A 13,360-nucleotide genomic window follows, 5' to 3' on the forward strand; every position below is an offset into this window, starting at 1 on the left:
AAAAACGCGTTTGCGCAGCGTGCTGCGGTGCGCCCGGCTAATGAGGCGGCCGGCCGCTCCCGGGGGACATCTCGCGGCCGCGATTCGGACACCAGCCCTAGACTCGACCTCGTGCTTCACCACCCTTCCGGCCCACCTCCCCTGGCCCGCTTCGGCACCCGCCTTGCCACCGGCCTGCTCGACGTCACGGACGACCCCGCCGCCCTGGACTCGGCCGGGTTCTGGGCCGTGTGCGCGGACTTCGAGGGCCGGCTGACCTGCGCCCGCTTCGCCGAGGTCCGGCAGGAGCCGGTCCCCGCCCCGGCGCCGGGCGGCTGGCGCGGCCCGGCGGCGGCCGACTGGACCTCCTCCCTGGACCGCGCCGGGTACACCGCGGCCGTGGACCGGATCCGCGGGCACATCGCCGCCGGCGAGGTCTACCAGGCCAACCTCTGCCGGGTGCTGAGCGCGCCCGTCGCCCCCGACGCCGACGTGGACGCCCTGACCGCCCTGCTGGCCCGCGGCAACCCGGCACCGTACGCGGGCACGATCCGGCTGCCGGAACACGGCGTGGAGATCGCCACCGCCTCGCCGGAGCTGTTCCTGCGCCGCGCCGGCCGCACCGTCGAGTCGGGCCCCATCAAGGGCACCGGCCGCACCGAGGCGGACCTGCTGGAGAAGGACTACGCCGAGAACGTGATGATCGTGGACCTGGTCCGCAACGACATCGGACGGGTCTGCGCCACCGGCAGCGTGAGCGTCCCCGACCTGTGCGCCGTGGAGAAGCACCCCGGCCTGGTCCACCTGGTCTCCACGGTCCGCGGCGAACTGCGCCCGGACACGGGCTGGCCGGAACTGCTCGCCGCCGCCTTCCCGCCCGGCTCCGTCACCGGCGCCCCCAAGTCCAGCGCGCTCAGGATCATCGAGGCCCTGGAACCCGCCCCGCGCGGTCCGTACTGCGGCGGCATCGGCTGGGTCGACGCCGACCGGGGCGTCGGCGAGCTGGCCGTCGGCATCCGCACCTTCTGGATCGACCGCTCCGCCCCCGGCACGCCGGTGCTGCGTTTCGGCACCGGCGCCGGCATCACCTGGGGATCCGACCCCGAGGGGGAGTGGCGGGAGACCGAGCTGAAGGCGTCCCGGCTGCTCGCGGTAGCGTCGGGGCTGTACCAGGAAAGTGGAGGGGCTCTCACATGAGGATCTGGCTCGACGGCGCACTGCGGGACATCGACTCCGCCCGGGTGTCCGTCTTCGATCACGGGCTGACCGTCGGCGACGGCGTCTTCGAGACGGTGAAGGCCGTCGACGGCAGGCTCTTCGCGCTCACCCGCCACCTGGACCGGCTGACCCGCTCGGCCCGCGGCCTGGGCCTGCCCGACCCCGACCTCGACGAGGTCCGCCGCGCCTGCGCGGCCGTGCTCGAGGCCACCCCGATGCCGCTCGGCCGGCTGCGCATCACCTACACCGGCGGTCACGGACCGCTCGGCTCCGACCGCGGCGAGCACGGCCCGACCCTGGTGGTCGCCCTCGGTGACACCGCCCGCCGCCCGGAGACCACCGCGGTGATCACGGTGCCCTGGACCCGCAACGAGCGGGGCGCGCTCACCGGCCTGAAGACCACCTCGTACGCGGAGAACGTCGTCGCCCTCGCCCGCGCCCACCAACACGGGGCATCCGAGGCGCTGTTCGGCAACACGGTCGGACAGCTCTGCGAGGGCACCGGGTCGAACGTCTTCGTCGTCCTGGACGGCGAGATCCACACCCCGCCGGTCGCCTCCGGCTGCCTCCCCGGCATCACCCGCGCCCTTGTGGTGGAGTGGACCGGCGCCAGGGAGACCGAACTGCCGCTGGACGTGCTGGAACGCGCCGAGGAGGTCTTCCTCACCTCCAGCCTGCGCGACGTCCAGGCCGTGCACCGGGTCGACGACCGGGAACTGCCCGGTGCCCCCGGTCCGGCGACCCTCAAGGCGATGCGGATCTTCGACGAGCGGTCCGGACACGACCTCGATCCGTGACCGGCGGAAATTCGGCTGACCCGGGGCCGCCGAGCGGGTAGAACACCCGTGATGACGACGACCCTGCGGCCGGCCGAGCCGCTTCAGCGCAACGCCGACGGAACACGCTCACGCCGGTACCAGGTGTGTGTGAACAGCCGTCCCGTCGGCGTGCTCCACCTCGGCACCTCGGCGAACCTCGGTGACTCGGTGGCGCGCATCATCGAGGTGCGGATAGCCGAGCCGGACCGGCGGCGCGGCAGGGGGACGGTGGCCGCGCTGGCCGCGGAGGAGGTCGCCCGCGGCTGGGGCTGCACCCAGATGGAGGTCGTGGTCCCGGCGGCGGCGGAGGGGGCGCTGCGGCTTGCCGGCGCCCTCGGCTACGCCCTGCGCAACCGCGGCATGGAGAAGCGCCTCGGCGGCACTCCGCCCGAACTGCCCCCGGAGAGCCGGGCGCGGCCGATGACCCCCGCCGAGTTCGCCGCCTGGCAGGAGCACGAGTCCGCGGACTACGCCCGGATGTGGATCGAGCGGGGCGTCCCCGAGGCGGCCGCGTACGCCAAGGCCCGCAGGGACCACGAGACGCTGCTGCCGCAGGGGGAGTCGACGGGGAGCATGCGCTTCAGCGTCCTGGAGCACGCGGGGACGCGGGTGGGCGTGCTGTGGCTGGCCCTGCAGGAGGACAAGGCGTTCGTCTTCGACGTCGAGACCGACCCGGCACACCGGGGACGGGGACACGGCCGGACGCTCATGCTGCTGGCGGAGCGCCAGGCGATCGCCGCCGGCCGGCCGGTCCTCGGGCTCAACGTGTTCGCCGGCAACGCCCCGGCCGAGCGGCTGTACGAGTCACTGGGCTACGAGACGACGGACTCCGCCTTCACCAAGCCGCTGCTCTAGCCGGGCCGGGTCACGCCTGCTCGGCCAGCAGCCGGTCGGCGACCTCCGTGATCCGCTCGCGCAGCCCCTCCTGGCTCTTTCCGCCGTCGAGGCGTTCGCCGCCGATGACGTACGTCGGGGTGCCGGTCACGCCGATGGCCTTGCCCTCGGCCTGGTCGGCGTCGACGATCAGGATGTGCCGGCCGTCGATCAGCGCGGTGTCGAACTCCTCGGCGTCCAGGCCCAGTTCGCGGGCCACCTCGACCAGGAGGGGTTCTCCCGCACGGTCCAGCTCCGCGACCCGCTCCAGCACCGCTTCCACGTACGGCCAGCCCTGCCCCTGCGCCAGGGCCTCCTCGGCGGCCTGGGCGGCGGCGAAGGCGTGCTTGTGCTTCTCCAGCGGGAAGTGCCGCAGCCGCAGCTCCAGCCGGTCCCCGTAGTGGGCGCGCAGGGCGCGGACGTCGTCCAGGGCGCTCAGGCAGTCGGGGCACTGGAGTTCGCACCAGACGTCGAGGACCAGGGGTTCGGTGCTGTGGGATGAGGAGTCGCTCATGGTCACCAGTCTTCCAGGCGAGCCCTCGGGGGCCGAATCGGGCGCTGCCCCGGAGCCCGTCGCGGCCCCGGGTCTCTCGACCGGGCCGGATCCGTGGGCCCCGGAGCCTCTCGCGCGGACCGGACCGGATCAGGCGAGGGCGCGGACCGGACCGGACCGGACCGGATCAGCGGAGCACGCGGACCGGACCTGCGGAGGAGGCGACCCGGAGATCTCCCTGATGTCGGGCCGGAGCATGGCCTCGCGGGACCGGGACGGTGCAGGATGGAACGGACGAAGCGCACGCCCCGTGCCGCTCACGTCCCGCCACCCGACCGAGCCCGCCAGGAGGACCGGATGATTGCCGAGACCGTCTGCTCCGCCGTCTCCGCGGCGGGCCTGGGCATAGCGGTGGTCACCGCCTACCGCAAGCGTTACCTCACCGCCGCGCGGATCGCGGCCTACTCCCTCGTGCCGATCGGCCTGGTGATGACCGGGATCGTGGGCTGGCTCTCCGACACCGCCTTCAGCCCCACGGCCTGGGCCGGCTTCGGTGTGCTGGGCGCGGCCTGGCTGCTGTTCGCCGGGACCCGCGCCGTCGAGCGCCGGCGCGGCGGCACCCGTGCCGAGCGCAAGGCGGAGCGCGCCGCCGCCCGCGGCGCCCGGACCGACGCGGTGGCGCCGGCGGCCTCGGCCCCCTCGCTGGGCGCCGGGAAGAGCCCCGCGACCCGGCCGGCCGCCCCGCCGGCCGGTACGACCTCCGCCGACGATTTCAGCGACATCGAGGCCATCCTCAAGAAGCACGGCATATGACCTGAAACCGTTCACAAACGGAACCAAGGTGAACCCGTCAGTGGGGAAAACGGTGAACACCCGCACTCGGTGAGTGTGTTGATCGCCAACGGGGTGTCGCCTGGGCCATCATCGGCCGCGAGATGCTGGACACGTCAGAGAGCGAGGCCGCGCCGCCGAAGGACGAGCCGCGCGGGTGCCTCTTCGCCCTTTCCCAGCCACCGCTGATGATCTTCCTTGCGGTGATCGGGTGTCTCATCCTCATGGCTGCGCTGCACGACCTGCTGTTGCTGTGAGCCGTACACGTCCGTCCCGGCGTCACCCGCCGGGACAGGCGTCGCCCGACGAGCGCGAGCGCCCCGCCCGGCCGTCAGCCGGCCGCCTCCTTGCGCCGTGCCCGGTATGCGGCCACGTGCAGCCGGTTGCCGCAGGTCCGGCTGTCGCAGTAGCGGCGCGAGCGGTTGCGGGAGAGATCCACGAAGGCCCGGCGGCAGTCCGGGGCCTCGCAGCGCCGCAGCCGCTCCTGCTCCCCGGCCACCACGAAGAAGGCGAGCGCCATGCCGCAGTCGGCGGCCAGGTGGTCCGCCACGGACGCTCCGGGAGCGAAGTAGTGCACATGCCAGTCGTAGCCGTCGTGGTCCGTGAGGCGCGGGGTGGTGCCGGCCGCCGCGACCAGCTCGTTGATGTGCCCTGCCGCGGCCCGGGCGTCCGGCGCGGCGAAGATCCCCGCGAACCGGCTCCGGACCTTGCGCACCGCGGACAGGTCGAACTCCGACAGCACCCCGACATCACTGACGTTGTGGCTTCGCACGAAATCGGCGAGCGCCGCGACATCCGGCAGTCCGTCCGCCGCCTCGTCGTCCGGCGCGGAGTTCACCAGATCCACCACGGTGTCTAGGGCGCAGCGGGTGTCGTGGGTGATCAGCACGTTTCGCTCCCTGGCCTGGAGGTCGGGCGGGCGCCCGCCGATGCCGGCCGATAGTAGCGACAACCGCGCCCACCGCACCGGGTACCGCCCAGCCGGCGGACCGCCGACACGGCGCCCCCGTACCCCTGGGGGGTCCCGAGTCTCCCACGCCCGGACGCGCGCGGTACACACGCAGGCGGGCGCCATCACCGTGAGCGCTCACGGTGACGGCGCGTGCCTGTGCCGTATGCGGTTGTCCTGAGCCCGAGCCGTCTCCCCGAGTGGACGGCGCCGGGCGGCTTCGAGAGGCGCGGCCTAGCTCTCCGCCAGGATGTGCGAGAGCTCCTGATCCAGGTCGAAATGCCGGTGTTCCGTGCCGGGCGGCACGGCGGCGTCGGTTCGCTTCAGGAAGGACTCCAGGGCCCGCGCCGGGGCCTCGAGCAGAGCCTCTCCCTCAGGGGAGCTGAGGGCGATGCAGACCACGCCCTGCCCATGACTGCGGGACGGCCAGACACGGACGTCTCCGGTGCCGGTGGGACGGTGGAGACCCTCGGCGAGGAGGTCGCGGGCGAACACCCACTCGACGGTCTCCTCGGCTCCGGTGTGGAAGGTGGCGTGCACGGCGTAGGGGTCGGCCGTGTCGTACCGCAGTCCTGCGGGGACAGGCAGGGAGGACTCGCTCGACACAACGAGGCGCAGGTGCAGCTCGCAGCTGACCGTGGTGTTCATAAGCGCCAGGGCCTTTCGCTCAGTGTGCGCTCGGGGATTCGCACGTCGGCGAAATCGACATGCCACCTACGGTGCCGTTGTAAACCCCTCTGAGGGTTTTGCGTGTCTTTACGTAACTCTTCCGGCCGAGAACTCCTGTGAGACCTGCGACCATTCCAGTGACTGATTCACTACGGTAGGGTTTGTCTGTATGAATACGGGGAGTGACGAGCCGGGCGACGTTGCCGTGGCCATCGACGAGGCGGACGAGATGAAGGCAGGCGAGGAGCGGACCGAGCGGGGACTCGGCTCCCGGGCTCCGCAGTTCGTCAAGTCACGCAGAGTGCTGCATCTGAGCTGGCAGGTCGGCGTCTTCGTGATCGGCCTCGCGGTCGTCGCGGCCGGTGTCGTCATGCTGCCGCTGCCCGGCCCCGGCTGGGTGGTGATCTTCGGCGGCATGGCGATCTGGGCGACCGAGTTCGTCTGGGCCCAGCTCGTGCTGCGCTGGACCAAACGCAAGGTCACCGAGGCGGCCCAGCGGGCCCTCGATCCCCGGGTGCGTCGGCGGAACATCACGCTGACGGCGATCGGCCTGGTGATAGTCGGCGTGCTGGCGGGGATCTATCTATGGAAGTTCGGCTTCGTCATGCCCTGGAAGATCGAGGACCAGTGACCAGGGCCGCCACCGGTGCGCCTGCCAACCGGCGGCCGCGCGTCCGGCCCCTGGTCGGAGGCACCCCCTGACATGGGGTAATGTTCTTCCTGCGCCCGGGCGATTAGCTCAGTGGGAGAGCGCTTCGTTCACACCGAAGAGGTCACTGGTTCGAACCCAGTATCGCCCACCCGGAAGACGGCCCATCTGCTGACAGCAGGTGGGCCGTCGTCGTTGGTCCGTGCCGGCCGCCACCGGATCCCCGTGGTCGCCCGTGAAGGGGCCGGCGCGCCGCCGTCCGGCGCGGCGGAGCCGATTCCGGCCGCCTCGGTGATCGCCTCCGGTGTTCGGCTCCTCGGCCGCACCTCCTGTCACCTGCCGGGTCACTCCTCGTCCGCCTCGCACCCGTGCCTCCCGGCGCCCGATGGCGGAAGAAATTCCCGTCCGAATCATTTGACGCACCCCGAGCCCCTCCGTGACTTATATCGGCAAGCGCTTGCTTGAAACGATTCATAAGCGCCGGTGACGCTGCGGTGAGGGCCCGACTGCCGGAATCAGCAGGAATCTTGAGAGGCGTACGATCCTGAAGGCGGCCGGGACTTCGGCCGTCACCCTGGGGCTCGCGGCGACGACCGGGTGCGGCGGGGGCAGTGGTTCCGGGGACGGCCCGGTGACGATCCGTTACTCCTGGTGGGGTGCCGAGGAGCGGCCCAAGAAGATCAACCGGACCGTCGCGCTCTTCGAGGAGAAGTACCCCAAGGTCAACGTCAAGACCGACTTCCAGACGTGTCAATCCTTCTGGGAGAAGTTCCAGACGCAGGCCGTAGGGGGAAATCCTCCGGACGTTTTCCAAAACGCCGTCACCTTCCTTCAGAAGTACGACAAGCGCGGAATTCTCCTCGGCCTCAAGTCCCAGGTGCAGTGCAGGAAGGCAATCTGAGCCTGGATCACTTCCGGGCGGGCGTCACGAAGGCCGGCGAGGTCGACGGCAATCAGCTCGGAATTCCCGTCGGCTCCAACACCATGGCACTGGTCATCGACAAGAAGCTCTTTGCCAGGGTCCGCGTGCTGCCCCACGATGGAGGGCATCGCCGTCCGGTCCACAGGCTTCGTGCAGGGCAGCGGGCTCTACGACCCGGACACCGGGAACTTCGCCGTCGCCGCCGAACCCGTGGTGGCCGTCTCCCACCTCTGCGCGGTCTTCGGCCTCAACGAGCTGGGCGCCGAGCGGAGTCACCTGGTCGACATGCCGAAGTTCAAGGAGGCGTACCTGGACTGGCGAGCTGGGTCTCCACCGACGACACCGCGCTGCACGGCCTCGGCGGCCATGGAGAACCCGGCCCTGCTCGGCGACAGGATGCCCCGCCAGAGGGAGTGATGGGGGAGCGCCGTCGCACGGGCGGCGGCGCTCGTCCCCCGAGTGTGGTGCGCGTCACCCAGGGGCGCATGAGTACGCGTACTCAGATCCGCGCGACGCCGCGGGCAGACTCGGGCCATGGACTGGAACCACTACCGCTTCCGCACCCTGTGGTCACTGCCCGCCCCGCCGGCCGCCGTGTTCGCCGTGCTGGAGCGGCCCGAGGACTATCCGCGCTGGTGGCCCCAGGTGCGCTCGGTCATCCGCCTCGACGCCGCCACCGGCGTCCTCACCATCCGCTCCCTGCTGCCGTACGACATGACGCTCACCGCCCGCGAGACACGCCGCGACCCCGCCGCCGGCGTCCTGGAGGTCACCGTGTCCGGCGATATCGAGGGCTGGGCCCGCTGGACCGTGACCCCCGCGGGCCCGGGCACGCTCGCCCGCTACGACCAGGTCGTCGACGTGACCAAGCCCCTGCTCAGGCGGCTCGCCGTACCCGGCCGGCCCCTCTTCCGGGCCAACCACGGGCTGATGATGGCCGCCGGCCGCCGCGGACTGCTGCGCCACCTCGAAGCGGTTTGAACCAACCCCGCGGAGCCCTGTATTGTTCAGTGCGTTCCCGGGCGATTAGCTCAGTGGGAGAGCGCTTCGTTCACACCGAAGAGGTCACTGGTTCGAACCCAGTATCGCCCACCGGGAAAGGCCGGTCCGCAGCAGCGGGCCGGCCTTTGTCATCCCCGGCCGGGCACTCACGCGGCCGCCGGTAGCTCGGGCCGCAAGGGCCAGTCCGTGCTGACCACCTCTTCCGAGCCGCTGCGGGCGAACCAGGCCTGCAGGCCTCGTGCCTGGGCCGCGTGCCAGTTGGCCTGGAGGGTGTGCAGCTCGGTGGGGGAGAGCCGCTCAAGGCGGGTCGCGAAGCGGCGGCCCACGGCTCGTACGACCTCCAGCGCGGCCAACGCGTCCGCCGCCGCGTCGTGCGCGCCCTCCAGACCGACGCCGTAGTGCGCGCACAGGTCGGTCAGCGTGCGGCGGCCCTTGCGGTAGCGGTCCAGGTGCTTGTCCAGCACCCGCGGGTCCAGCACCCGCAGCGGGGCCGCCCGGAGCCAGTGGTCCAGCGAGGAGGCCCGGTGCCGGCGCAACTCCCGGTCCAGCAAGGTGAGATCGAAGGGCGCGTTCATCACCACCAGCGGCCGTCCCATCGCCGCGTGCTCGGCGAGCTGATCGGCTATCTCGTACATCACCGGCGCCGGCCAGCGGCCGTTGTGCTGCAGGTGTTCCTCCGTCAGTCCGTGTACCGCGGTCGCCTCTTCGGGCACGGGCACACCGGGGTTCACCAGCCAGCGGACGATCCGCGGCCGGGTGCCCGGCGCGTCCTGGACCACGACGGCGGCCGACACGATCCGGTCGGCCTCGACGTCCACACCCGTCGTCTCCGTGTCGAAGGCGGCCAGCGGCCCCTCGTACCAGCTCGTCATCGCAATACAACTCCTCGTTCACCCATGGCAGGTGACATCCCGTCTTCTGCCTGTTTGGTGATACCCGGGCCGTTTGCGCCGTACGCCGGGAGGACACAACAGGAGTACGGGTCTTTGCAGTTCAGCGGCCCGCAACGGGGAAACCCTTGGCTCGGAAGGCTGTTGGTCATGGCCATTGCGCAGCCCGAGCGGGGCGGGCTGCTGCCCGAACGCGCGGGTCACCTCCGCGGCACGCTCGCCACCACCGCCTGCATGGAGACACTGCAGGTCGGCTATCTGCACGCGGTCGCCGCCGCGTCCGGCTGCTCGCTGTCCCAGCCCTTCCCGGACAACGGCATCGACTGGCACGTCAGCCACAGCGCACCCGGCCACACCGTCGACGACGAGGTCACCATCAAAGTGCAGCTCAAATGCACCTACCAGGTCGCGCCGAACCCCCCGGGCCGCTTCTTCTCCTTCACGCTCGACAACGACCACCTGCGCAAACTCGCCCGCACACCGGTCTCGGTGCACAAGATCCTGGTCGTCATGCTGGTCCCGCGGTCCCAGGACGACTGGCTGCGCGCCAGCCACGACCGGCTCGACCTCAGGCACTGCTGCTACTGGGTCAACCTCGCCGGTCAGCCGGTCACCGGCCGGCACCGGACCACCGTGCGGATACCGACCTCACGCATCTTCGACGACCGGGCGCTGTGCGAGATCATGACGCGGGTCGGAACGGGAGGCAGGCCATGAGGAGCCGACCCCAGGAGGAACTTCCGCGTCAGGCCAGGCCGCACCCCGACGACCCCGCGTGGAACCGGCCGCCCGACCCCGCCGCCGTCGACCCCGCCGTGCTCGGCGCCCTGCTGCACCGGCACGGCTGGCAGCGGCGCGGGGGAGCGGCCGGGCGCTACGGCCGCTGGACCCCGCCGGGTCCCGGCGGAGCCGGCACCAGCCTGCTGGTCCCCGAGAGCCGTGCCTTCCCCGACAGCGACGACCTGCTCGGCGAGGCCCTCGACGCGCTCGCCCGCAGCGACACCCCGTCCGCGCGAGAGGTGCTGATCTCCCTCGCCGTGCCCAGCGACGAGATCCGCTGGTGGCGGGACGCCCCGGGCGGACCGCCCGGGGCCGCGCCCTGGGCGGCCGACGAGCGGCTGCGCGGCGCCGCCCGCCAACTGCTCCTCGCCGCCGCGCTCGCCACACGCGCGCGCGCCGGCTACCACGGCGCCCGGCACCGCTCGGCCGCCGCGGCCCTCCTGGAGAACGTGCTCGTCGGCCCCGGCGCCGAGGGGCGTCGGCTCACCGCCTTCGTGCCCGTGCCCACCGGCCGCCCGCTCGCCGTCCGCCTCCACCAGGCGCTGTACGCGGTGCGCGAGGCCATCGACTACCAGCGCGCCACCGGCGGCATGGACGCCTTCGACGGCGCCGTCGAGGCCGGCGCCAGCCGCGAGCTGACCGACGCGCTCACCGCTCTTGTGCGCGGCACCGAGGGTGCCCGCGTCGCCGTCGCCTGGGCGCCGGGAGCCGGCGTCCCCGAGGGCTGCGCCGCCCCGGCCGAACCCGTCGAGTTCTCACCCGGCGACCTGCCCGCCCTGCGCGCGGCCGGCGCCCGCTATGTGCGCGACGAACCCTCCGTACCGGTCCGGATCACCGGCGCCGTCGTCCGGCTGCGCCGCTCCGGGCCGTTCGGCGAGGGCGCCGTACGGCTGCGGGTGCTCGCGGGCGCCGACGTCCCGCACGTGCGCGTCACCCTCGGCGAGGAGGACTACCGCATCGCCGGTCACGCCCACCTCGTCGGGCTCCCGGTCCGGGTGCACGGCCGGCTGGAACGCCGGGGCGGCTTCCGCAGGCTCACCGGCGCCGGCGCAGTCGTACCCGTCCAGGTCGACGACGCCGAGCGGGACCGGCTGATGAAGTCACTGCACGAGAACCTCGACTTCTTCGAGGAGGCGTGCGGGGAGGCGTACCGGGACGGGGACTGAGGCGTGCGGGGACCGGGACCGGGGCGTACCAGGAGAGGGACTGAAAGTAACCGTTTCGCGGTCGGCGGTCCCGGGTCGGTACGATCCCTTGTGCGCGCGCTCCTGGTATGGCGCCGCACCCACCTTCAGTCAGGAGAGACCGGTGTCAGACGTCCGTGTGATCATCCAACGCGATTCCGAGCGGGAAGAACGCGTGGTGACGACGGGCACTACGGCCGCCGACCTCTTCGCGGGCGAGCGCTCGATCATCGCCGCGCGCGTGGCCGGCGAGCTCAGGGACCTCAGCCACGAGCTGTCCGACGGTGACGAGGTCGAGGCCGTCGAGATCTCCTCCGAGGACGGCCTGAACATCCTGCGCCACTCCACCGCGCACGTCATGGCGCAGGCCGTGCAGGAGCTCTTCCCCGAGGCCAAGCTGGGCATCGGCCCGCCCGTCAAGGACGGCTTCTACTACGACTTCGACGTCGAGAAGCCCTTCCACCCCGATGACCTCAAGGCCATCGAGAAGAAGATGCAGGAGATCCAGAAGCGCGGCCAGCGCTTCTCCCGTCGTGTCGTCACCGACGAGGCCGCCCGCGAGGAGCTGGCCGACGAGCCGTACAAGCTGGAGCTGATCGGCCTCAAGGGCTCCGCGTCCCACGACGACGGCGCGGACGTCGAGGTCGGCGCCGGCGAGCTGACGATCTACGACAACCTCGACGCCAAGACCGGCGAGCTGTGCTGGAAGGACCTCTGCCGCGGTCCCCACCTGCCGACCACCCGTCTGATCCCGGCGTTCAAGCTGATGCGCAACGCGGCCGCCTACTGGCGCGGCAGCGAGAAGAACCCGATGCTCCAGCGCATCTACGGCACCGCCTGGCCGTCCAAGGACGAGCTGAAGGCGCACCTCGACTTCCTCGCCGAGGCCGAGAAGCGCGACCACCGCAAGCTCGGCAACGAACTCGACCTGTTCTCCGTCCCCGAGCAGATCGGTTCCGGCCTCGCCGTCTTCCACCCCAAGGGCGGCATCGTCCGCCGTGTGATGGAGGACTACTCGCGCCGCCGGCACGAGGAGGAGGGCTACGAGTTCGTCTACACCCCGCACGCGACGAAGGGGAAGCTCTTCGAGACGTCCGGGCACCTGGACTGGTACGCCGAGGGCATGTACCCGCCCATGCAGCTCGACGAGGGCGTGGACTACTACCTCAAGCCCATGAACTGCCCGATGCACAACCTGATCTTCGACGCGCGCGGCCGCTCCTACCGCGAACTGCCGCTGCGCCTGTTCGAGTTCGGGACCGTGTACCGGTACGAGAAGTCGGGCGTCGTGCACGGCCTCACCCGTGCCCGCGGCTTCACCCAGGACGACGCGCACATCTACTGCACCCGTGAGCAGATGGCCGAGGAACTGGACAGGACGCTCACCTTCGTCCTCGGCCTCCTGCGCGACTACGGCCTGACCGACTTCTACCTGGAGCTGTCCACCAAGGACCCGGAGAAGTTCGTCGGCTCGGACGAGGTCTGGGAGGAGGCGACCGAGACGCTGCGCCAGGTCGCCGAGAAGCAGGGCCTGCCCCTCGTGCCGGACCCGGGCGGCGCCGCCTTCTACGGCCCGAAGATCTCCGTCCAGGCCAAGGACGCCATCGGCCGGACCTGGCAGATGTCGACCGTCCAGCTCGACTTCAACCTGCCCGAGCGCTTCGACCTCGAGTACACCGGCCCCGACGGTGCCAAGCAGCGCCCGGTGATGATCCACCGCGCCCTGTTCGGCTCCATCGAGCGGTTCTTCGCGGTGCTCCTCGAGCACTACGCGGGCGCCTTCCCGGCGTGGCTCGCCCCCGTCCAGGCGATCGGCATCCCGATCGGGGACGCGCACGTGGAGTACCTGGAGAAGTTCGCGGCCGCGGCCCGGAAGCAGGGCCTGCGCGTCGAGGTGGACTCCTCCTCGGACCGCATGCAGAAGAAGATCCGCAACGCCCAGAAGCAGAAGGTGCCCTTCATGGTCATCGCGGGCGACGAGGACATGTCGGGCGGATCGGTGTCCTTCCGCTACCGCGACGGCTCGCAGGAGAACGGCATCCCGTTCGACGAGGCCATCGCCAAGATCGCCAAGGTCGTGGCGGAGCGGGCCCAGGTCTGATC

The 13,360-nt window shown here is 71.5% G+C and carries 14 protein-coding genes, 2 tRNA genes and 2 pseudogenes; 14 read left to right on the forward strand and 4 right to left on the reverse strand.

Going from position 1 to position 13,360, the window contains the following annotated elements; genetic code table 11:
* Nucleotides 1-111 precede the first annotated feature (111 nt).
* Genes ACZ6B1_RS21545 through ACZ6B1_RS21555 form a run of 3 tightly spaced genes read left to right on the forward strand, consistent with a single transcriptional unit; the run spans nt 112 to nt 2,870 of the window.
* Nucleotides 112-1,176, forward strand: coding sequence for a chorismate-binding protein (locus ACZ6B1_RS21545; RefSeq protein WP_468780632.1), 1,065 nt, complete (start codon nt 112-114; stop codon nt 1,174-1,176).
* Nucleotides 1,173-1,994: an aminotransferase class IV gene (locus ACZ6B1_RS21550; RefSeq protein ID WP_468780634.1), complete on the forward strand. Its 822-nt coding sequence runs from the start codon at nt 1,173-1,175 to the stop codon at nt 1,992-1,994. Before ACZ6B1_RS21545 ends, ACZ6B1_RS21550 begins: the two co-directional genes overlap by 4 nt.
* 51 nt (nt 1,995-2,045) lie before the next feature.
* The gene (locus ACZ6B1_RS21555; protein ID WP_468780636.1) at nt 2,046-2,870 is read left to right on the forward strand and encodes a GNAT family N-acetyltransferase; all 825 of its coding nucleotides are present in this window, start codon (nt 2,046-2,048) and stop codon (nt 2,868-2,870) included.
* A gap of 10 nt (nt 2,871-2,880) precedes the next feature.
* Here ACZ6B1_RS21555 and ACZ6B1_RS21560 read toward each other — a convergent pair whose 3' ends face one another.
* Nucleotides 2,881-3,402, reverse strand: coding sequence for a DsbA family protein (locus ACZ6B1_RS21560; protein WP_468780638.1), 522 nt, complete (start codon nt 3,400-3,402; stop codon nt 2,881-2,883).
* A 336-nt stretch (nt 3,403-3,738) separates the two neighbouring features.
* On the opposite strand from ACZ6B1_RS21560, the gene ACZ6B1_RS21565 reads away from it, so the two are divergent.
* Both ACZ6B1_RS21565 and ACZ6B1_RS21570 read left to right on the forward strand, forming a co-directional pair.
* Entirely contained in the window at nt 3,739-4,194 is a 456-nt protein-coding gene (locus tag ACZ6B1_RS21565) for a hypothetical protein (RefSeq protein WP_468780640.1), read from the forward strand.
* Nucleotides 4,195-4,316: 122 nt separating this feature from the next.
* Nucleotides 4,317-4,469, forward strand: coding sequence for a hypothetical protein (locus tag ACZ6B1_RS21570; RefSeq protein WP_174266498.1), 153 nt, complete (start codon nt 4,317-4,319; stop codon nt 4,467-4,469).
* Between the two features lie 74 nt (nt 4,470-4,543).
* Here the strand turns inward: ACZ6B1_RS21570 and ACZ6B1_RS21575 are convergent, their stop codons facing one another.
* Nucleotides 4,544-5,101, reverse strand: coding sequence for a CGNR zinc finger domain-containing protein (locus tag ACZ6B1_RS21575; protein WP_468780642.1), 558 nt, complete (start codon nt 5,099-5,101; stop codon nt 4,544-4,546).
* Nucleotides 5,102-5,395: 294 nt separating this feature from the next.
* A complete protein-coding gene (locus tag ACZ6B1_RS21580; RefSeq protein ID WP_004002642.1) occupies nt 5,396-5,809 on the reverse strand; it encodes an SsgA family sporulation/cell division regulator in 414 nt (137 codons plus the stop codon).
* Between the two features lie 190 nt (nt 5,810-5,999).
* On the opposite strand from ACZ6B1_RS21580, the gene ACZ6B1_RS21585 reads away from it, so the two are divergent.
* The 6 genes and pseudogenes from ACZ6B1_RS21585 (at nt 6,000) to ACZ6B1_RS21610 (ending at nt 8,493) form a co-directional block, all read left to right on the forward strand.
* Nucleotides 6,000-6,461, forward strand: a complete 462-nt coding sequence (locus ACZ6B1_RS21585) for a TIGR02611 family protein (protein WP_468780644.1) — start codon at nt 6,000-6,002, stop codon at nt 6,459-6,461.
* 97 nt (nt 6,462-6,558) lie between these two features.
* Nucleotides 6,559-6,630, forward strand: a tRNA-Val gene (locus ACZ6B1_RS21590).
* 363 nt (nt 6,631-6,993) lie between these two features.
* A pseudogene (locus ACZ6B1_RS21595) lies at nt 6,994-7,523 on the forward strand (ABC transporter substrate-binding protein); the annotation flags it as partial.
* Nucleotides 7,513-7,719, forward strand: a pseudogene (locus ACZ6B1_RS21600) (exo-rhamnogalacturonan lyase family protein); the annotation flags it as partial. The pseudogenes ACZ6B1_RS21595 and ACZ6B1_RS21600, both read left to right, overlap by 11 nt.
* Before the next feature lie 216 nt (nt 7,720-7,935).
* On the forward strand, nt 7,936-8,382 hold the full coding sequence (locus tag ACZ6B1_RS21605; protein WP_468780646.1) for an SRPBCC family protein: 447 nt from the start codon (nt 7,936-7,938) through the stop codon (nt 8,380-8,382).
* Nucleotides 8,383-8,421: 39 nt separating this feature from the next.
* A tRNA-Val gene (locus tag ACZ6B1_RS21610) sits at nt 8,422-8,493 on the forward strand.
* Nucleotides 8,494-8,549: 56 nt separating this feature from the next.
* Here the strand turns inward: ACZ6B1_RS21610 and ACZ6B1_RS21615 are convergent.
* Entirely contained in the window at nt 8,550-9,275 is a 726-nt protein-coding gene (locus tag ACZ6B1_RS21615; protein WP_468780647.1) for an exonuclease domain-containing protein, read from the reverse strand.
* 168 nt (nt 9,276-9,443) lie between these two features.
* On the opposite strand from ACZ6B1_RS21615, the gene ACZ6B1_RS21620 reads away from it, so the two are divergent.
* The 3 genes from ACZ6B1_RS21620 (at nt 9,444) to thrS (ending at nt 13,358) form a co-directional block, all read left to right on the forward strand.
* Entirely contained in the window at nt 9,444-10,010 is a 567-nt protein-coding gene (locus ACZ6B1_RS21620) for a DUF4365 domain-containing protein (RefSeq protein ID WP_468780649.1), read from the forward strand.
* A complete protein-coding gene (locus tag ACZ6B1_RS21625; protein ID WP_468780651.1) occupies nt 10,007-11,239 on the forward strand; it encodes a hypothetical protein in 1,233 nt (410 codons plus the stop codon). The genes ACZ6B1_RS21620 and ACZ6B1_RS21625 overlap by 4 nt, the downstream gene beginning before the upstream one ends.
* A gap of 142 nt (nt 11,240-11,381) precedes the next feature.
* The gene (gene thrS / locus ACZ6B1_RS21630) at nt 11,382-13,358 is read left to right on the forward strand and encodes a threonine--tRNA ligase (protein WP_468780653.1); all 1,977 of its coding nucleotides are present in this window, start codon (nt 11,382-11,384) and stop codon (nt 13,356-13,358) included.
* The last annotated feature ends 2 nt before the right edge of the window (nt 13,359-13,360 follow it).

It is taken from the genome of Streptomyces sp. NPDC041129 (assembly GCF_055592265.1).

Coding starts and splice junctions, on each gene's coding strand:
- ACZ6B1_RS21605 (WP_468780646.1), top strand. CDS start 7,936: ATGGACTGGAACCACTACCGCTTCCGCACCCTGTGGTCACTGCCCGCC.
- ACZ6B1_RS21625 (WP_468780651.1), top strand. CDS start 10,007: ATGAGGAGCCGACCCCAGGAGGAACTTCCGCGTCAGGCCAGGCCGCAC.
- ACZ6B1_RS21580 (WP_004002642.1), bottom strand. CDS start 5,809: ATGAACACCACGGTCAGCTGCGAGCTGCACCTGCGCCTCGTTGTGTCG.
- ACZ6B1_RS21555 (WP_468780636.1), top strand. CDS start 2,046: ATGACGACGACCCTGCGGCCGGCCGAGCCGCTTCAGCGCAACGCCGAC.
- ACZ6B1_RS21615 (WP_468780647.1), bottom strand. CDS start 9,275: ATGACGAGCTGGTACGAGGGGCCGCTGGCCGCCTTCGACACGGAGACG.
- ACZ6B1_RS21620 (WP_468780649.1), top strand. CDS start 9,444: ATGGCCATTGCGCAGCCCGAGCGGGGCGGGCTGCTGCCCGAACGCGCG.
- ACZ6B1_RS21565 (WP_468780640.1), top strand. CDS start 3,739: ATGATTGCCGAGACCGTCTGCTCCGCCGTCTCCGCGGCGGGCCTGGGC.
- ACZ6B1_RS21570 (WP_174266498.1), top strand. CDS start 4,317: ATGCTGGACACGTCAGAGAGCGAGGCCGCGCCGCCGAAGGACGAGCCG.
- ACZ6B1_RS21550 (WP_468780634.1), top strand. CDS start 1,173: ATGAGGATCTGGCTCGACGGCGCACTGCGGGACATCGACTCCGCCCGG.
- ACZ6B1_RS21585 (WP_468780644.1), top strand. CDS start 6,000: ATGAATACGGGGAGTGACGAGCCGGGCGACGTTGCCGTGGCCATCGAC.
- ACZ6B1_RS21560 (WP_468780638.1), bottom strand. CDS start 3,402: ATGAGCGACTCCTCATCCCACAGCACCGAACCCCTGGTCCTCGACGTC.